Here is a 16,836-nt window from a genome sequence, read left to right on the forward strand (position 1 = left end):
GTGGCGTTGTAGTGGTGTCAGGCGACCGATCGTGACAGCACGACCACACCCAGCATGATGATCAGCGTTCCGGCGATCTTGTATCCATCCAGCTGCTCACGGAAGATCACGCTGGCAAACAGCGCAACCAGGAAGAAATTGATTGCCATGTACGGGTAGGCCCGGCTGATCGGCATCTTGCTGATGGCCGCCATCCAGCACAGCGATGCACCGAAGGCTGCCGCAAAGGCGGAAATGACCCAGGGCTTGAGCAGCAGTTGCAGCACGTTCAACGGCTGCAGCGGCGCGGAAAGCAGGTAGCCGTGGACGCCTACCTGCCACTTCAGGATCAGCTGGCCGTAGACCGTCAGCATGATCGTCAACGCGATGAAGAGGTAGCTCATCGTCTCAGTTCCCTGGCAGGGTGATCTTGCGGGTCAGCACGTCCAGCAGGTCGGTACCGTCCCAGACCGGGTGGAAGTCGAGTGCACGGCCGAAAGGCACGATGCGGTCGATGGCACGATTACCGAGCCGGTCAAGCAGCTTTATCAGCGATTCCCGCGGGAAACCCTGCACGACGAGCGTCTGGTCGCGATCGTCCAGCTGTGGCGCCAGTGCTTCCAGCGTGTCCAACTGGACATCCACCACCAGCCCGTGGCCACTCTGCAGCTCGCGCAGGTTTCCATCGGCGCGGGCTGCATAGAGCGTAAGGGGATAGGTGCCCAGTGACGTGCCCGAATGCAGGCCATCGGAGGAGAGTGTGGCCATCAGGTGGGCATCGGTCACCCGGGCCATCATCGCGGCGGGCTCATCTGCGACGGCGCCGGATTGCGAGCGTACCGCAGGCCAGAACCGTGCACGCGCGGCCTCCACTGTTTCCTGCGCGCCAACCCAGTACAGGGTGCGGGGTGAAGAGCACGCCTGCTGGCCGAACCAGAGAACATCGTTGACGAACCGGTGGGCAAGCTGCTGCAGGTCCGCGTCGCTGCTCTGCAATACATGCGCGGCATCGATAGCTGCCACACCGAATCGATCCGGGAAGGCGAGTTCAACGGCCAACGGCGCCAGCGGCAAGGAACGAATCTTGGCGACCGTTGCGTCGCCGCCCCAGATGATCCGCGCATGGCAGCTGCGGGAGATCAACGTAGTCACCGCGTCATCATGCGGATAGGTCAGCAGCACGCTGCGCTGCAGGACGTCGGCATGCAGCCCTTCCTCGCGCATGGCGTGCAGGATCGAGACCAGTGCTTCGCGTTGGGGACTGTGCTTCTGCGACAGGCGGGCTACGTTGCGATTGCCGGCCAGCACGGACATCAGCCAGGCATAGGCGAACAACACATCGACGTTGGCCGGCGCAAGATGGAACACCAGGCCACGTGCCAACAGGTGTTCGGTGGACGGTGCCAGCAGGCGCCGCGACAGATGCTCCTGCGCCGCCGGACGGAACCAGTGTGCCAGCGTCGCCAGTTCGGGATGCTCGCGCAGCACCGGCAGCGCGAACACACGTCGTGCGAAATCGGCGACGAACGCGCGCGCCTCCGCACTGAAGGGTGACAGCGGCGGCAGCGTGGCCAGGCGCGCCAGCTGATCCGGCAGCGCTGCGTCCGCGTCAATGGAAAACAGGATCTGTGTCATGCGCGGGGTACCGTTCGTGTGTCGCTGCAGCCGCGGACTTCAACGTTCTTGATGCGGCCCAGTACGCTGAAGTGCTTCCCGAGTCGACCGCAAGGGCAATCGTCCTCGCCGTGGATCACGCCCAGGTCTTCGGTGAGCAGGCTGTGCCCCGGGTAGCTGCCAGGCAACAGGCTCAGCACCTGCACGGCACCTGCGGTTCCATTGGCCGTTGGGCTGAGATCCTGCAGGTCACGAATGATCACATCGGCATAAGCCGGTGCATGAAGATGGCCGTGCTCGCACTCGAAGAAAATCGATCCGACCTGCTCGACCATGCCGTAATAATTGTGGACGCGATCAATACCGAAGGTGCTGGAGAGCGAGGCCTTGTAAGCGGCATTGTCGACCTTCTGTTCGTCCATCTTCTTCCAGCCGCCGCCATGCACCAGCATGCTGCCTTCGGGGAAGCGCAGCGTTACGCCGTCGCGTGCGGCAGCCTGGACAAAGGACTGCCAGACGATGAAGGTGAAGCCGAACAGCAGTACCGGTTCGTCCGGGGCCTTGGCCAGCCAGTGCGCCAGTGCTGCCCAGTCGGGCTGCAACTGTTCGTCGAGCAGGTACAGATGGTCGCGGCCGAAGTTGGAGAAGCCCAGGATGCCGGCTGCGCGCGCGTTGAAGCGGCTGCGATCGCGCAGGAACGAGTCGTCGTCGACCACCAGCATGCGCATCCGGCGGTTACCGGCAAAGTGGGAGAAGATCCGCGTCAGGGCGCGGGTCTGCGCACGTGCGGTTTCCGCATCGAGGAAGATCCTCGAGACGGCAGCGCCCGTGGTGCCGCTGGAAACCAGCGTGCGCAGTACCTGGTCGTCGGCGACGCTCTTCAGGTCGATCTGCTTGAACAGCCGGACCGGCAGCCAGGGCAGCGATTCCAGCGAGTCCGCCTGGCCGCCGCGCCACAGTGCATCGAGCATGGCGCGGTAGGGCGGGCAGGACTGGTGGTGATGCCGGGTGAGCGACTGCAGGCCGTCCAGCAGCCATTCGCGCTTGGCCAGGCGGCCCAGCCCATAGACCTCCGCTTCCAGCGCAGCCGCTGCCAGTGAGCTGTCCGTGCCTGCGTTCATTGACGTGCTCCTTGCGCGGCGAGCTGCCGCAGCGACAGATAGTCGATCTTGCCGCTGGACAGCAGCGGCAGCGAATCCAGATGGATGCAGCGGACCAGCCCGCCGAACAGTTTGTAGCGCGCCTGCACCAGTTGGCGGACGTTGTCCTGCGCGGCGGGCGCATCGCCATGGCTGAATACGACCAGATCGTCGTCATTGCCCGAGCAGGCGATCTGACGGCCGAGCGCGGTCGACAGCATTGCTTCCACTTCATCGAGATTGACGCGGTTGCCGGAGATCTTCAGGAACCGTTTGGCGCGCCCGGTGATGTAATGGAACCCTTCGTCATCCACACGGGCCAGATCGCCCGTGCGAAGCAGGCCGTGCAGTTCGTCGGGGCGCGCAAGTTCTTCGCGCGAGGTGGCATAGCCCATCATGACATTGGGCCCCTCGTAGACCAGTTCACTGCTTTCCACATCGACATGCATCCGACCGCCCGGCACCGCAATGCCGATGCTGCCGATCTTGTCCAAGAGCCGCTCGGAGGGAACATAGCTGATGCGGGGCGAGGCTTCGGTCTGGCCATACATGACGAAGAACTGCAGGCCGTGGTCCTTGGCAGACTCGGCAAAATGCTGGACCAGTTCGTCGCGCAGGCGGCCACCGGCCTGGGTCAGCATGCGCAGGCTGGGCAGCTGCAGGCGCGTAAGGCCCATGCGGCGCAGTATTTCGTAGGTGGCCGGAACCCCGGACAGGGAAGTGACCGCGTTGCCGCGTGCGGCTTCCCAGAACTCGCGGGTCATCAGGCTGTCTTCGCTCAGTACCACGCAGCCACCACAGCCCAGATGGCTGTTGAGGATGGACATGCCAAACGAATAGGCCAACGGCAATGTGGTGATGGCGCGGTCTTCCGGACCCAGGCCGAGATAGGCAACGATCGATGTCGTGTTCGCGGCCAAGCCCTGCGCGGACAACCGCACCAGCTTGGATGAACCGGTACTGCCCGATGTGCTCAGCAGCAGCGCCAAGTCGCCATGCGGCGATGGGAGCGTGAGGTGGGTTTCGCGCAGGTGGATGCCCAGAGTGCCTGCGACATGCACCGTCCGGTAACCGGCCGGCGCCGTGCCCGGCATGGCAAGCCAGTCCGGCACGTACTGAGTCAGCAGCGCGTCCAGCAGCTCCGGGTCGACATCGGGCTGGATCAGCAGGGGGACCTGACGGGTACTGCGCAGGGCGCCCAGATAGAGCGCGACCGCGTCGATCGTGCTGGGCATCGCCAGCACGCCCATACCCCGCCCGGCGGGCAGGTGCACGGCCAGGGTATCGGCCAGCACGCCCAGTTCATCATAGCTGAGCGTCCGTGTTCCCTCGATGAGCGCAGTGCGATTGCCGTGCGCCAACTGCCAGAACTGCATTCAGACCACCATCTGTCCGTCGACGCCGATGATCTGGCCGGTGATGTAGGCGGAGCTGTCGCCGAGCAGGAACGCGACCAGCTCGGCCACTTCGCGCGGCGTTCCTGCGCGGCCCATGCCGATCGAGGCCAAGCGCTTGGCGTGTGCGGCCTCGGGCATGTCCCGGGTCATATCGGTGTCGATGAAGCCCGGTGAGACGGCATTGACACGGATTCCGCGCGGCGCCAGCTCTTTGGATGCCGAACGCGTCGCGCCGACTAGGGCGGCCTTGCTGGCGGCATACAGGCTCAGGCCGGCAGCGCCGTTGACGCCCATGATCGAGACCAGATTAACGATGCTGCCCTTGCCGGTGCGTGCCATAAGGCGCGACGCATACTGCATCGCCATAAGCGGCGCTTTGACGTTGACGGTCAGCACCTGGTCGATGTCTTCGGCTCGGATCATGCCAAGCAGGCCCTCATGCAGCACCCCTGCATTGTTGACCAGTCCGTCCACGCGACCGAAACGGGAAAACACCTGTTTGAACAACGCGGCAATCGCGTCCGCATCGGTCAAGTCCAGCGCCGCACACAACGGAGCGGGTGCGCCGAGTGACTCGACCTCCGCAGAGAGGCTTGCCAACGCCGCCTCGTCGCGCGCTACCAGCACAAGCTGAGCTGGCTGTGCAGCCAGATGCAGCGCGATCGCCCGTCCGATCCCGCGCGAGGCACCGGTAACTAGGATGACAGACACGGCGGTGGACATGCTCAGGCAGCCGCGCCGTGCTTACGCAGGATCTCGCGCGCCTTGCCGACCGAGCTCATGTCGATCACCTCGTCCATGTCGATCATCACGCCGAAGGCTTCTTCGAGCGCTGCGACCACGGACATGTGCGCGATCGAATCCCACTGCGGGATGGTCGCGTAGCGCAGATCGTCATTGATGGTGTCCGGGGCGATGCCCAGCACACGGGCAAACACGACGACAACTTTATCTTCGGTAACTGCATCGTTCATAGAAATTTCCTGAACCCAAACAGGGTGTTGTTGAAATGGAACCCGAGTCGGGCATATAGATTGAGGATGCCCGTGTTGGCGGCAGAGACGAGCGTGGTGCACTGCTGGATCTCCCGGGCGGCAAGGGATTCCAGGGCTGTGACCCACAGGGGCAGCGCCAGCATTGCGTAGGGTGCGGTTGCGCCGGTCAGCAGCAGTTCGGCACTGCGTTGTTCGGGATTGACGCGTTCGGCATGGAAGCCAATCGTCCTGCCGCGCGATTCTGCGACCTGGGCAAGGCCACCGGTGACAAGGTCCTCGATCCAGTTGGCGGTACGGTTGGCCGCGCGCACCGGATCGATCGCTGGATCTTCAAGGAACCTGCCGTGAGCGAAATCCGTGTCTGCGATACGGCGAAGCTCCGGGATATCCGCCGCGGTGGCCGGTCGCAGCGTCGGCAACATGCCGCGCGGAACTGTGGGCAGGTTGGCGAAACCACTGCGCGAGACGGTCAACGAGGTTTCAACGAACTGGTAGCCGTGTTGCAGCAGCGCGGCCTTCGCCACCGGAGATGTGGCATCGATGCGGCCGAACAGGTAATGCACCGACTGGCCGGCGCACCAGTGCTCGAGCTCCTCCAGCAACGGACCGGCCTGGTCGACTGCCGCGATATCCAGCACGGTGACTTCGGCGGTAACGAAGCCCAGCGCGCGCTCATCCCACGGTGTAAGACGCGCGGCAATGCTGCCCTGGCCGTGATCGAAGACGACGTTCATCGCGCTTTCCGATCATCGTTCACCGCATCGGCAACGATGTAGTAGGGGCGACGTTGCACGTTCCGGAAGACCTGGCCCACATACAGCCCGACCACACCCAGGCAGAACATCACCAGGCCACCGATCAGCCACACCGATCCGATGATCGAGGTGTAGCCGGCGACTTCGATATCCCCGTCCCACCAGCGCAGCAGGCTCATGCCGACCAGTACGAAGGCCACCAGCGAACAGACGATGCCGGTCCCGGCGACCATGCGCAGCGGCTTCTCCGAATAGCCTAGTGCGATGTTCATCGACAGCTTGAGCAATTTGCGGAGGGTGTAGGAGGTTTCGCCTACGGCGCGTGCCTGGTGCTGGACCGGGAGCTTGCCGGTACGGAAGCCGGCCCACTTGACCATCAGGGGGAACGAACGGTCGCGTTCGGGCATCTGACAGACTGCATCGATCACCTTGCAGTGGAAGATGCCGAAGTTGGCGGTTGTCGGATCCTGCGGGACGCCGGTAAGCCACCCCAGCAGGGTGAAGAAGCCCCAGGAGGAAAGTCGTTTGAGCGGTTTGTCCTGGCGTTCGATGCGCTGTGCGAACACCACGTCCAGCTGCTCGTCGATGGCTTTGCGGTACAGCGCCGGGATCTCGCTGGGCGCATCTTGCAGGTCGCAATCCATTACCACCGTCCAACGGCCCGTCGCATGCTCGATGCCGGCGGAGATCGCCGAATGTTGGCCGAAATTCCGTGACAGGCGTAGTCCGCGCAACCATGGCCTGGTGCGCGACAACTCTTCGATGCGGGCCCATGCCCCGTCGGGGCTGTCGTCATCGACGAGGATCATCTCGAACGACATGGCCATTGACGTCGCCGCAGCCTGCACCTGATCCACGAGATCTTCCAGGCACCCTTGGCACCCGTAGACCGGTGCAACCACAGAAAGCATCACGGAGTGGCCCAGGTCGGAACTCGGAGAAATGGGAGTAACGGTCATCAGATCAAGCATCCTTCGGCGCCCAGGCTCGTTGAGGGGTCGGTCGACACGTTCAAACTGCGCTGCGGCCGGCCGCGTGCAGCGCTTGATCTGGCACTCCGCAGCCCGCACGACGCCCAGTGCAAGCAATCAGACATTATAGCTTTACCGGGCGATTCGGGTCGGATTAAGCGCGACGAACGCCTCAGCCGAGCCAGCGACCGCATTAACGGCGCTGGCCCATTGGCTCACAGCGCCTTTTCCAGCTCCGGCAGGATCGCGAACAGATCCCCCACTAGACCGATGTCGGCGATCTCGAAGATCGGCGCGTCGCCGTCCTTGTTGATTGCGACAATAGTGCCGGCATCCTTGATGCCGGTCAGGTGCTGGATCGCGCCACTGATGCCGACCGCCACGTATAGTTCCGGGGCGATGATCTTGCCGGTCTGGCCCACCTGCAGGTCGCTGGGCACGTAGCCGGCATCCACTGCGGCGCGCGAGGCACCGACGGCGGCGTCGAGCTTGTCGGCCAACTGGTAGATCACCTTGAAGTTCTCTTCCGAACCGACGCCACGGCCACCGGAAACCACGCGCTTGGCGCTCTGCAGGTCCGGGCGGTCGCTCTTGCCGGCGGCCAGGCCGATGAAGCGGGTGTGCGAGGGCAGGGTGGCATCGACGTTGATGGCCTCGACCGGTGCGCTGTTGCCCTTGGCTGCTTCCGGCCACGAAGCGGCGCGAACGGTCGCCACCACGACCTGGTCGGCCGGCAGTTCCACGGTGATTATGGCGTTGCCAGCGTAGATCGGGCGCTTGAAGGTGTGCGGGCCTTCGACGCTCATCAGGTCGGAGACCTGGTTTACGCCGAGCAGCGCGGCGACGGCCGGGACCAGGTCCTTGCCGGTGGTGGTCGAGGCGCCGAACACGTGGCTGTAGCCGGCGGCGGCCTTGGCGATCTGCGGTGCCTGTACCTGGGCCAGGGCATGTGCGTTGGCCGGGTTGGCCAGGGTGAGCACCTTGCTGACGCCGGCGATCTGCGCAGCTTCGGCGGCGATGCCGGCCGGGTCGGCGGCCAGCACCAGCACGTCGATGTCGCCACCGACGGCGGCAGCGGCCGAAACGGTCTTGGCGACGGCGCTGTTGAGCTTGCCGTCCAGGTGCTCAGCGATAACGAGAATCTTGGCCATTACAGCAACCCCTTCTGCTTGAGTGCAGCCACCAGTTCGGCGGCGTCCTTCACCATCACGCCCTTGCTGCGCTTTGCCGGCGCGGCGTAGTGGTTTGTCTTGAACGTGTCGGCGGCTTCAACGCCCAGGTCGGCCAGCTGCAGGGTTTCCAGCGGCTTGGCCTTGGCTTTCATGATGTCCGGCAGCTTGATGAAACGCGGCTCGTTCAGACGCAGGTCGGTGGTGATCACCGCCGGTAGGTCGACTTCCAGCGTTTCCAAGCCGGCGTCGACTTCACGGGTGACCGTGGCCTTGCCGTCGGCGATCTCGACCTTGGAGGCGAAGGTGGCCTGCGGGCGCGCCCACAGCGTGGCCAGCATCTGGCCGGTCTGGTTGGCGTCGTCGTCGATGGCCTGTTTGCCGAGGATAACCAGATCCGGCTGTTCCTTCTCCACCAGCTTGAGCAGGGTGCGGGCAGCGGTGAGCGGCTGGATGGCCTGGTCGGTGACCACGTGGATGGCGCGGTTGGCGCCCATGGCCAGGCCGTTGCGCAGATGCGCCTGGGCGTCGGCCGGGGCGATGGTGGCGACCACCACTTCCGTGGCGAGGCCCTTGTCGCGCAGGCGCAGGGCTTCTTCCAGGGCGATTTCATCGAACGGGTTGGGCGAGAGTTTGACGCCATCGGTGACCACGCCGGAACCGTCCGGCCTGACCTGAATGCGGACGTTGTAGTCCACCACGCGCTTGTACGCGACGAGGATTTTCATCTGGTACGAATCCTTCGGTAACAGGGAATAGCGTCCGGCTCTTGGTGGCAGCAACCGGTTCGGGAAATTGGACCGCGATTCTAACTGGCCAAGCGCTTCCATGCGAATGCGTATGGAAATGCTGCGAAGCACCAAAATGCCGGATCTGCGGGCGTGTCCTATCATTCCGGAGGCAGCCGTGCGGAGCGCTGGCCTGTATGCTGTACCGCTGTGTCGGAATGCCGCGGGCGTTCCCAGGATGAATTGAAAAACAGGAGAACAGGTAGTGCCCACATGGCTTGTCACCGGCGGTGCCGGATTCATTGGCGGCAATTTTGTATTGGAGGCGGTCGCCAAAGGCGTACGCGTCGTCAATCTCGATGCCCTGACCTATGCCGGTAACCTGAAGACGCTGTCCAGTCTGGAGGGCAACCCGAATCACGTCTTCGTGAAGGGTGATATCGGTGACCGGGAGCTGGTCGAGCGCCTGCTGGTCGAACACCAGCCCGACGCGGTACTGAATTTCGCCGCGGAAAGCCATGTGGACCGCTCCATCGATGGCCCCGGCGCGTTCATCCAGACCAATGTGGTTGGCACCTTGGCGCTGCTTGAAGCCGTGCGCGATTACTGGAAGGCGCTGCCGGCCGACAAGGGCCAGGCGTTCCGCTTCCTGCATGTCTCTACCGACGAGGTGTACGGCACGCTGGGCGAAACGGGCCTGTTCACCGAAACCACCCCGTACGCGCCGAACTCGCCGTACTCGGCGTCCAAGGCGGCCTCGGACCATCTGGTGCGCGCTTTCCACCACACCTACGGGCTGCCGGTGCTGACCACCAACTGCTCCAACAATTACGGCCCGTATCACTTCCCCGAGAAGCTGATTCCGCTGGTGATCGCCAAGGCGCTGGCCGGTGAGCCGCTGCCGGTGTACGGCGACGGTAAGCAGGTGCGCGACTGGCTGTTCGTGACCGACCATTGCGAAGCGATCCGCACCGTGCTGGCCAAAGGCCGTGTGGGCGAGACCTACAACGTTGGCGGCAACTCGGAAAAGAAGAATATCGAAGTCGTGCAGGCCATCTGTGACCTGCTGGACCAGCGCCGCCCGCGTGCGGATGGCCAGCCGCGCAGCAGCCAGATCACCTACGTCGCCGACCGCCCGGGCCATGACCGCCGTTATGCGATTGATGCCTCCAAATTGAAGAACGAGTTGGGCTGGGAGCCCAAGTACACCTTCGAGCAGGGCATCGCCTACACCGTGGACTGGTATCTGGATAACCAGGAATGGGTCAACGGCGTGCTCGATGGCAGCTACCGCCTGCAGCGTATCGGCACCGTTGCCTGATGATGGACCGTTGTCGCGATATGCCTGCGCTGTCCGCAGGGCAGCCCATTGGTGGCGCGGCATCTTGAAAGAAGGACTCTGGAAATGACGCAACGTAAAGGCATCATCCTGGCCGGCGGCTCCGGCACCCGGCTGTACCCGATCACCAAGGGCGTCAGCAAGCAGCTGCTGCCGGTGTACGACAAGCCGATGATCTACTACCCGCTCAGCGTGCTGATGCTGGCGGGCATTCGTGAAGTGCTGATCATCAACACGCCGCACGAACAGGCGCTGTTCCAGCAGTTGCTGGGCGACGGTTCGCAGTGGGGCATGGATATCCAGTATGCCGTGCAGCCCAGTCCGGACGGGCTGGCGCAGGCCTACCTGATCGGCCGCGACTTCGTGGCTGGCAAGCCGAGCTGCCTGGTGCTGGGGGACAACATCTTCCATGGCCATGGACTGCGCGAGGTGCTCAAGCGTGCCGACGAGCGCGTGGACGGCTCTACCGTGTTCGGCTACTGGGTGAACGACCCGGAGCGCTACGGCGTGGCCGAGTTTGACACCAGCGGCAAGGTGATCGACCTGGTGGAGAAGCCGGAGAATCCGCGCTCCAACTACGCCGTGACCGGCCTGTACTTCTACGACGGCAACGCCAGTGCCCATGCTGCCGAACTGAAGCCGTCGCCACGGGGCGAGCTGGAGATCACCGATCTCAACAAGCGCTACCTGGCCGAGGGCAACCTGCACCTGGAAGCGCTGGGCCGCGGTTACGCCTGGCTCGATACCGGCACCCACCAGTCCCTGTTGGAAGCCTCCAACTTCATCGAGACCATCCAGACCCGCCAAGGCCTGCAGGTCTGCTGTCCGGAGGAAATCGCCTTTGGCCAGGGCTGGATCAACGCCGAGCAGTTGGAAGTTCTGGCGGCTCCCCTGATCAAGAATGGCTACGGCCAGTACCTGCACAAACTTGCCTTGCGTGGAGTTGTTCCGTGAAAGTGATTGAAACGAAGTTGCCAGGTTGCGTGGTCATCGAGCCAGCGGTGTTCGGTGACGAGCGTGGCTTTTTCTTCGAGACCTGGAATGCCGAGCGCTTTGGTCAGCACGGCCTGCCGACCCGCTTCGTGCAGAGCAACGTCTCCACCTCCGCCAAGGGTGTGCTGCGTGGCCTGCATTACCAGTGGCCGCGGCCGCAGGGCAAGCTGGTCAGCGTGCTGGAAGGCGAGGTCTACGACGTGGCCGTCGATATCCGTCGCGGTTCGCCAACCTTTGGCCAGTGGGAGGCGGTGGTGCTCAGCGCCGAAAACAAGCGCCAGTTCTGGATTCCGGAAGGCTTCGCCCATGGCTTTGCGGTGCTGTCCGAGCGCGCGGTGTTCAGCTATCTGTGTACCGAGGTCTACCTGAAGGACTTCGATGCTGGCGTGCGCTGGAATGACGCCGATATCGCGGTGGATTGGCCGATCAGTGCGCCGACCCTGTCGGCCAAGGACGAAAGCGCACCGTTCCTGAAGGACATCGCTGAAGACCGTTTGCCGGTCTACACCCCATGACGGTGCTGGTATTCGGTGGCAACGGCCAGGTCGGCCAGGAGCTGCTGCGCGCGCTGGCGCCGCTGGGGCAGGTGATCGCGACCACGCGCAGCGGCCTGCTGCCCGATGGCGTGGCCTGCGAGACGGCGGACTTCGGCCAGCCGGACAGCCTGCCGGCGCTGCTGGATCGCCTGCAACCCTCGGTGGTGGTCAACGCGGCGGCCTACACCGCCGTGGACCGCGCCGAGCAGGACGTTGAGGCGGCCTTCGCCGCCAACGCGCAGGCACCGGGCGTGATCGCACGCTGGTGCGCGGCCCATGGCGTGCCGTTGGTGCATTACTCCACCGACTACGTGTTCGACGGCCAAGGCACGGCGCCGTATCGCGAGGATGAGCCGACCGCGCCGCTGGGCGTGTATGGAACCAGCAAGCGCGATGGCGAGGACGCGGTACGGGCCGCCGGTGGTCGCCATCTGATTTTCCGCACCGCCTGGGTGTATGCCGCCCACGGAGCCAATTTCCTGCGCACGATGCTGCGGGTGGGGGCCGAGCGTGAGGAGCTGCGCGTGGTCGCCGACCAGATCGGAACGCCGACGCCGGCGGTGCTGATTGCCGAGGTTACGGCCAAAGCACTGCAGCATCCGGAGCAGCTGTCCGGCACCTGGCATCTGACCGCCTCCGGGCAGACCAGCTGGCACGGCTTTGCCGAGGCGATTTTTGCCGAGGCGGTGTCTGCTGGGCTGCTGACCAGGGCGCCGCACGTTCACGCGATCAGCAGCGCGGAATATCCCACACCCGCCCGGCGTCCGGCCTGGTCGGTACTGGACAATGCCAAACTGCAGCAGGACTTTGGCATCGTGTTGCCGCCGTGGCGGGAAGGCCTGGAGCGGGTGATCGGTCAATTGCGCGCACAGCGCTGATCGATGGAATGAAAAGCCCCGGAGTTCCCGGGGCTTTTCATATGCGGCGATCGGTGCGGGTCAGGTGCGGCCGTAGGTGTCCTCGAAGCGCACGATATCGTCTTCGCCCAGGTAGCTGCCCGACTGCACTTCGATCAGCTCAAGCGGCAACTTGCCGGGGTTGCGCAGACGGTGGGTCACGCCCAGCGGAATATAGGTGCTCTGGTTCTCGGTCAGCAGCAACACTTCCTCACCGCGGGTGACCTCGGCGGTACCGCTGACCACGATCCAGTGCTCGGCACGGTGGTGGTGCATCTGCAGGCTCAGCGTGCCGCCGGGCTTGACGGTGATGCGCTTGACCTGGAAACGCTCGCCGTTGTCGATGGAATCGTAGGCCCCCCAGGGGCGATAGACCTTGCGATGCCAGGTGGCTTCGCTGCGACCGTCAGCCTTCAGTCGGGCCACCACGTCCTTGACCTCCTGCATGCGGTCGGATCTGCCGACCAGCACCGCGTCATCGGTTTCGACCACGACCACATCCTCCAGGCCGACCATCGCGATCAGACGGTCGCCATAGGCGAAGGTGTTGTGGCAATCGATGGCGATGACATCGCCGCGATGGGCGTTGCCGTCGGCGTCCTGCGCGGACACGTCGCGCAGGGCGGTCCATGAGCCGACATCACTCCAGCCCGCATCCAGCGGCACTACCGCCGCATCGGCGGTCTTTTCCATCACCGCGTAGTCGATGGAGTCCGACGGGCTGGCCTGGAAGGCATTCGCATCCAGGCGGATGAAGTCGCTGTCGCGGCGGGCCCGCTCCCACGACGTGCGGCATGCAGCCAGGATCTGCGGCTGCAGGCGTTCGAGCTCCTCCAGATAACGGGACGCGCGGAACAGGAACATGCCACTGTTCCAGTAGTACTCGCCCGAGGCGACGTAACCCTGTGCGGTCTGCAGATCGGGCTTCTCGACAAAGCGCTCGATCGCGCGCGGACCCTCACCGGCCACTGCCTTGATGTAGCCGTAGCCGGTCTCTGGCGCGGTCGGCTGGATGCCGAAGGTCACCAGCTTGCCCTGTCCGGCGAGGCTGGCGGCCTGGGCGATGGCCTGGTGGAAGCGGGGAATGTCATTGATCAGGTGATCCGAGGGCAGCACCAGCAGCAGCGGATCTTCACCGTTGCGGCGGGCCTCCAGCGCGGCGGCGGCGATGGCCGGGGCGGTGTTGCGGCCGACTGGTTCCAGCAGGATCGCCGACGGTGCGGTACCAACCTGCTGCAGCTGTTCGGCGGCCACAAAACGATGCGATTCGTTGGCCACCACGATGGGCGCCTGCGCGGCGATATCGGCCACACGCAGCCAGGTGGCCTGCAGCATGGTGCGCTCGCCGGTCAGCGGCAGGAACTGCTTCGGGTACGCCTCACGCGACAGCGGCCACAGGCGCGTGCCGGAACCGCCGGAGAGGATGACGGGCAGGATCGGGTTCATGGAGGTCCTCAGGCGGAGATCAGGTCGGAAATCTCGTGGGTGCGCAGCGCCAGCAACGTGGCATCACCGCGGGTTTCCACGTTCAGGCGCAACAGCGGTTCCGTGTTGGAACTGCGCAGGTTGAAGCGCCAGTCACCGAAATCGGCACTGATACCGTCGGTGTGGTCCAGTACCGGCGACTGCGCGGCGAAATGCGCCATCACCCGCGCCACCGCCGCCTTCGCATCGGCGACCTTGAAGTTGATCTCGCCACTGCAGGGGAAGCGCGCCATGCGGTCTTCCACCAGTTCGGCTAGCGATTGGCCACTGCTGGAAACCAGTGCGGCGATCAGCAGCCACGGGATCATGCCCGAGTCGGCATAGGCGAACTCGCGGAAGTAGTGATGGGCGCTCATCTCGCCGCCGTAGACGGCGTTCTCGGCACGCATCTTCTCCTTGATGAAGGCGTGGCCGCTCTTGCACAGCACCGGCACGCCGCCGGCGGCTTCGACCATTTCCACCGTGTTCCAGGTCAGGCGCGGATCGTGGATGATCTTGCCGCCCGGGTTGCGGGCGAGGATGGCCTGGGCCAGCAGGCCGACCAGGTAATAGCCCTCGATGAAGCGGCCGTTGTGGTCGAAGAAGAAGCAGCGGTCGAAGTCGCCGTCCCAGGCGATGCCGAAGTCGGCACCGTGTTCGCGCACTGCCTGTGCGGTGAGCGCACGGTTCTCCGGCAGCAGCGGGTTGGGGATGCCATTGGGGAAGCTGCCATCGGGCTCGTGGCAGATGCGCACGAAATCCAGCGGCAGGTGCGGTGCCAGCAGATCGATGACGGCGCCGGCGCCGCCGTTGCCAGCATTGACCACCAGCTTCAGCGGCTTGAGTGCGGCGGCATCCACATAGCCGAGCAGGTGCTGGATGTAGGCGCTCTTGTCATGTTCGGTGCGCAGACCGCCCCGCGGCGTTTGCGCCTCGGACGTATCGGTGGCGACGGCATCGGAGATCGCGAAAAGTCCGGTATCGGAGCTGATCGGACGCGCGTTCTCCTTCACCAGCTTCATCCCGTTGTAGTCCATCGGATTGTGGCTGGCGGTGACCATCACCCCACCGGCCGCACCGAGATGATCGGTCTGGAAGTAGACCTCCTCGGTACCGCACAGGCCGATATCGATCACCTCCCGGCCCTCGCCACGCAGACCGGCGGCCAGTGCGTCCTGCAACGCCGGACTGGTCAGGCGTACGTCATGTCCGAGAACCACCGCGCCTTCCCCGAGCTGGGCCGCCAGCGCCTTGCCGACTTTCCGGGCGATGTCTTGGTTGAGTTCTTCCGGCACACGGCCGCGGATGTCGTAGGCCTTGAAGGCGGGGAGGGGCATGCATGCATCCTGCTTGAATAAAGGCGCCTAGTTTAGTCGCCTGCCGCTAAAGTTGCTGTCTACGGGCTGGACGAAGGTCCAAGGCGGCTGATCCGGGAACGCCGCTAGAATGCGTGCATCCTTGGTTATTGTGGGCGTGATGCGATGAGCGATCTCTCTACCCCGACCGGCAAGCGCGGCAAGCTGTACGCCTCGGCTGCCGAGGCGCTGGCCGGCATCGTGGCCGACGGGCAGACGCTGGCGGTCGGCGGCTTCGGCCTGTGCGGCATTCCCGAGGCCCTGATCGCCGCGCTGCGCGACAGTGGGGTCAAGGGGCTGACGGCGATTTCCAACAATGCCGGCGTCGATGGATTCGGCCTGGGCCAGCTGCTGGAAACCCGCCAGATCAGGAAGATGATTTCGTCCTATGTGGGCGAGAACAAGGAGTTCGAGCGCCAGTACCTGGCCGGTGAACTGGAGCTGGAGTTCAACCCGCAGGGCACCCTAGCCGAGCGCCTGCGCGCCGGCGGGGCGGGCATCCCCGCCTTCTTCACTGCCACCGGCTACGGCACTGTGGTGGCCGAAGGCAAGGAAACCCGCGAGATCGACGGCAAACACTATGTGCTGGAGACCGCGCTCAAGGCCGACGTGTCGCTGGTCAAGGCGTGGAAGGCCGACGAAGCCGGCAACCTGCTGTTCCGCAAGACCGCGCGCAACTTCAATCCGGCCTGCGCGATGGCCGGCAAGGTCTGCGTGGTTGAGGTGGAGGAGATCGTGCCGGTCGGCGCCATCGATCCGGACCAGGTGCACCTGCCGGGGATCTACGTCGATCGCATCGTATTGAACGCAACGCCGGAAAAGCGCATCGAGCAGCGCACCGTGCGTCAGGAGGGGAACTGAAATGGCCTGGACCCGTGACGAAATGGCACAGCGCGCCGCGCGCGAGCTGACCGATGGTGCGTATGTGAACCTGGGTATCGGCCTGCCGACCTTGGTTGCCAACCATATCCCCGAAGGCATGGACGTATGGCTGCAGTCCGAGAACGGCCTGCTTGGCATCGGCCCGTTCCCGACCGAAGCCGAAGTGGATGCCGACCTGATCAATGCCGGCAAGCAGACCGTCACCGCGCGTGCCGGTGCCAGCTACTTCGGCAGCCATGATTCGTTTGCGATGATCCGCGGCGGCCACATCAACCTGGCCATCCTTGGCGCGATGCAGGTCACCGACAAGGGCGACCTGGCCAACTGGATGGTGCCCGGCAAGATGGTCAAGGGCATGGGCGGCGCGATGGATCTGGTGGCCGGCGTGCAGCGCGTGGTGGTGCTGATGGAGCACACCGCCAAGAACGGTGAACACAAGATCCTGGCCGACTGCACGCTGCCGCTGACTGGCGTGGGGGTGGTCGATCGCATCATCACCGATCTGGCCGTGTTCGACATTACTGACAACGGCATGGTGCTGGTGGAAGCAGCACCGGGCGTCAGCGATGAGGAACTGAAAGAAAAGACCGGCGTGCCGTTCCAGTGCGTTTGAGGTAGGTTCTG

General features: G+C 64.4%; 18 protein-coding genes. 6 read left to right on the forward strand and 12 right to left on the reverse strand.

Going from position 1 to position 16,836, the window contains the following annotated elements:
• Window positions 1–17: 17 nt before the first annotated feature.
• The 10 genes from ACVOMC_RS06380 to ACVOMC_RS06425 form a co-directional block, all read right to left on the reverse strand.
• On the reverse strand, window positions 18–383 hold the full coding sequence (locus ACVOMC_RS06380) for an EamA family transporter (RefSeq protein WP_481523278.1): 366 nt from the start codon (window positions 381–383) through the stop codon (window positions 18–20).
• Window positions 384–387: 4 nt separating this feature from the next.
• On the reverse strand, window positions 388–1,614 hold the full coding sequence (locus tag ACVOMC_RS06385; protein ID WP_481523279.1) for an acyl-CoA reductase: 1,227 nt from the start codon (window positions 1,612–1,614) through the stop codon (window positions 388–390).
• The gene (locus ACVOMC_RS06390; protein WP_481523280.1) at window positions 1,611–2,714 is read right to left on the reverse strand and encodes a LuxE/PaaK family acyltransferase; all 1,104 of its coding nucleotides are present in this window, start codon (window positions 2,712–2,714) and stop codon (window positions 1,611–1,613) included. Before ACVOMC_RS06390 ends, ACVOMC_RS06385 begins: the two co-directional genes overlap by 4 nt.
• Window positions 2,711–4,108: an AMP-binding protein gene (locus tag ACVOMC_RS06395; protein WP_481523281.1), complete on the reverse strand. Its 1,398-nt coding sequence runs from the start codon at window positions 4,106–4,108 to the stop codon at window positions 2,711–2,713. The genes ACVOMC_RS06390 and ACVOMC_RS06395 overlap by 4 nt, the downstream gene beginning before the upstream one ends.
• Complete coding sequence (locus ACVOMC_RS06400) at window positions 4,109–4,852, reverse strand: SDR family NAD(P)-dependent oxidoreductase (RefSeq protein WP_481523282.1); 744 nt, start codon at window positions 4,850–4,852, stop codon at window positions 4,109–4,111. It abuts the gene before it with no gap.
• A 2-nt stretch (window positions 4,853–4,854) separates the two neighbouring features.
• Complete coding sequence (locus tag ACVOMC_RS06405; protein ID WP_481523283.1) at window positions 4,855–5,103, reverse strand: acyl carrier protein; 249 nt, start codon at window positions 5,101–5,103, stop codon at window positions 4,855–4,857.
• Entirely contained in the window at window positions 5,100–5,858 is a 759-nt protein-coding gene (locus ACVOMC_RS06410) for a GNAT family N-acetyltransferase (RefSeq protein ID WP_481523284.1), read from the reverse strand. Before ACVOMC_RS06410 ends, ACVOMC_RS06405 begins: the two co-directional genes overlap by 4 nt.
• The gene (locus ACVOMC_RS06415) at window positions 5,855–6,838 is read right to left on the reverse strand and encodes a glycosyltransferase family 2 protein (protein ID WP_481523285.1); all 984 of its coding nucleotides are present in this window, start codon (window positions 6,836–6,838) and stop codon (window positions 5,855–5,857) included. The genes ACVOMC_RS06410 and ACVOMC_RS06415 overlap by 4 nt, the downstream gene beginning before the upstream one ends.
• 227 nt (window positions 6,839–7,065) lie before the next feature.
• Window positions 7,066–8,001 carry an electron transfer flavoprotein subunit alpha/FixB family protein gene (locus tag ACVOMC_RS06420; RefSeq protein ID WP_481523286.1) on the reverse strand — a complete coding sequence of 312 codons (936 nt, stop codon included), beginning with the start codon at window positions 7,999–8,001 and terminating at the stop codon, window positions 7,066–7,068.
• Complete coding sequence (locus ACVOMC_RS06425; protein ID WP_481523287.1) at window positions 8,001–8,747, reverse strand: electron transfer flavoprotein subunit beta/FixA family protein; 747 nt, start codon at window positions 8,745–8,747, stop codon at window positions 8,001–8,003. Before ACVOMC_RS06425 ends, ACVOMC_RS06420 begins: the two co-directional genes overlap by 1 nt.
• 265 nt (window positions 8,748–9,012) lie before the next feature.
• Here ACVOMC_RS06425 and rfbB point away from each other — a divergent pair, with 265 nt between their 5' ends.
• The 4 genes from rfbB (at window position 9,013) to rfbD (ending at window position 12,493) form a co-directional block, all read left to right on the forward strand.
• The gene (gene rfbB / locus ACVOMC_RS06430; RefSeq protein ID WP_481523288.1) at window positions 9,013–10,068 is read left to right on the forward strand and encodes a dTDP-glucose 4,6-dehydratase; all 1,056 of its coding nucleotides are present in this window, start codon (window positions 9,013–9,015) and stop codon (window positions 10,066–10,068) included.
• An 84-nt stretch (window positions 10,069–10,152) separates the two neighbouring features.
• Window positions 10,153–11,040 (forward strand): glucose-1-phosphate thymidylyltransferase RfbA, encoded by an 888-nt coding sequence (gene rfbA / locus ACVOMC_RS06435; protein ID WP_481523289.1) that lies wholly within the window; start codon window positions 10,153–10,155, stop codon window positions 11,038–11,040.
• Entirely contained in the window at window positions 11,037–11,594 is a 558-nt protein-coding gene (rfbC, locus tag ACVOMC_RS06440) for a dTDP-4-dehydrorhamnose 3,5-epimerase (protein ID WP_481523290.1), read from the forward strand. Before rfbA ends, rfbC begins: the two co-directional genes overlap by 4 nt.
• Window positions 11,591–12,493: a dTDP-4-dehydrorhamnose reductase gene (rfbD, locus tag ACVOMC_RS06445; RefSeq protein ID WP_481523291.1), complete on the forward strand. Its 903-nt coding sequence runs from the start codon at window positions 11,591–11,593 to the stop codon at window positions 12,491–12,493. Before rfbC ends, rfbD begins: the two co-directional genes overlap by 4 nt.
• Before the next feature lie 60 nt (window positions 12,494–12,553).
• On the opposite strand, the gene ACVOMC_RS06450 is transcribed toward rfbD, so the two are convergent.
• Entirely contained in the window at window positions 12,554–13,957 is a 1,404-nt protein-coding gene (locus ACVOMC_RS06450; RefSeq protein WP_481523292.1) for a mannose-1-phosphate guanylyltransferase/mannose-6-phosphate isomerase, read from the reverse strand.
• Between the two features lie 8 nt (window positions 13,958–13,965).
• Window positions 13,966–15,312 carry a phosphohexomutase domain-containing protein gene (locus ACVOMC_RS06455; protein WP_481523293.1) on the reverse strand — a complete coding sequence of 449 codons (1,347 nt, stop codon included), beginning with the start codon at window positions 15,310–15,312 and terminating at the stop codon, window positions 13,966–13,968.
• 144 nt (window positions 15,313–15,456) lie between these two features.
• Between ACVOMC_RS06455 and ACVOMC_RS06460 the strand changes: the two genes are divergently transcribed.
• Both ACVOMC_RS06460 and ACVOMC_RS06465 read left to right on the forward strand, forming a co-directional pair.
• The gene (locus ACVOMC_RS06460; RefSeq protein WP_057506110.1) at window positions 15,457–16,191 is read left to right on the forward strand and encodes a CoA transferase subunit A; all 735 of its coding nucleotides are present in this window, start codon (window positions 15,457–15,459) and stop codon (window positions 16,189–16,191) included.
• A gap of 1 nt (window position 16,192) precedes the next feature.
• Window positions 16,193–16,825: a CoA transferase subunit B gene (locus ACVOMC_RS06465; RefSeq protein WP_481523294.1), complete on the forward strand. Its 633-nt coding sequence runs from the start codon at window positions 16,193–16,195 to the stop codon at window positions 16,823–16,825.
• The last annotated feature ends 11 nt before the right edge of the window (window positions 16,826–16,836 follow it).

Source organism: Stenotrophomonas sp. STEN014, from assembly GCF_056760315.1.

Bases quoted from the DNA above. Each gene is read 5' to 3' on its own strand.
- ACVOMC_RS06420 (WP_481523286.1), bottom strand. From the start codon at position 8,001: ATGGCCAAGATTCTCGTTATCGCTGAGCACCTGGACGGCAAGCTCAAC.
- ACVOMC_RS06460 (WP_057506110.1), top strand. From the start codon at position 15,457: ATGAGCGATCTCTCTACCCCGACCGGCAAGCGCGGCAAGCTGTACGCC.
- ACVOMC_RS06405 (WP_481523283.1), bottom strand. From the start codon at position 5,103: ATGAACGATGCAGTTACCGAAGATAAAGTTGTCGTCGTGTTTGCCCGT.
- ACVOMC_RS06395 (WP_481523281.1), bottom strand. From the start codon at position 4,108: ATGCAGTTCTGGCAGTTGGCGCACGGCAATCGCACTGCGCTCATCGAG.
- rfbA (WP_481523289.1), top strand. From the start codon at position 10,153: ATGACGCAACGTAAAGGCATCATCCTGGCCGGCGGCTCCGGCACCCGG.
- ACVOMC_RS06400 (WP_481523282.1), bottom strand. From the start codon at position 4,852: ATGTCCACCGCCGTGTCTGTCATCCTAGTTACCGGTGCCTCGCGCGGG.
- ACVOMC_RS06425 (WP_481523287.1), bottom strand. From the start codon at position 8,747: ATGAAAATCCTCGTCGCGTACAAGCGCGTGGTGGACTACAACGTCCGC.
- ACVOMC_RS06390 (WP_481523280.1), bottom strand. From the start codon at position 2,714: ATGAACGCAGGCACGGACAGCTCACTGGCAGCGGCTGCGCTGGAAGCG.
- ACVOMC_RS06415 (WP_481523285.1), bottom strand. From the start codon at position 6,838: ATGACCGTTACTCCCATTTCTCCGAGTTCCGACCTGGGCCACTCCGTG.
- ACVOMC_RS06450 (WP_481523292.1), bottom strand. From the start codon at position 13,957: ATGAACCCGATCCTGCCCGTCATCCTCTCCGGCGGTTCCGGCACGCGC.
- ACVOMC_RS06410 (WP_481523284.1), bottom strand. From the start codon at position 5,858: ATGAACGTCGTCTTCGATCACGGCCAGGGCAGCATTGCCGCGCGTCTT.
- ACVOMC_RS06465 (WP_481523294.1), top strand. From the start codon at position 16,193: ATGGCCTGGACCCGTGACGAAATGGCACAGCGCGCCGCGCGCGAGCTG.
- ACVOMC_RS06455 (WP_481523293.1), bottom strand. From the start codon at position 15,312: ATGCCCCTCCCCGCCTTCAAGGCCTACGACATCCGCGGCCGTGTGCCG.
- ACVOMC_RS06380 (WP_481523278.1), bottom strand. From the start codon at position 383: ATGAGCTACCTCTTCATCGCGTTGACGATCATGCTGACGGTCTACGGC.
- ACVOMC_RS06385 (WP_481523279.1), bottom strand. From the start codon at position 1,614: ATGACACAGATCCTGTTTTCCATTGACGCGGACGCAGCGCTGCCGGAT.
- rfbD (WP_481523291.1), top strand. From the start codon at position 11,591: ATGACGGTGCTGGTATTCGGTGGCAACGGCCAGGTCGGCCAGGAGCTG.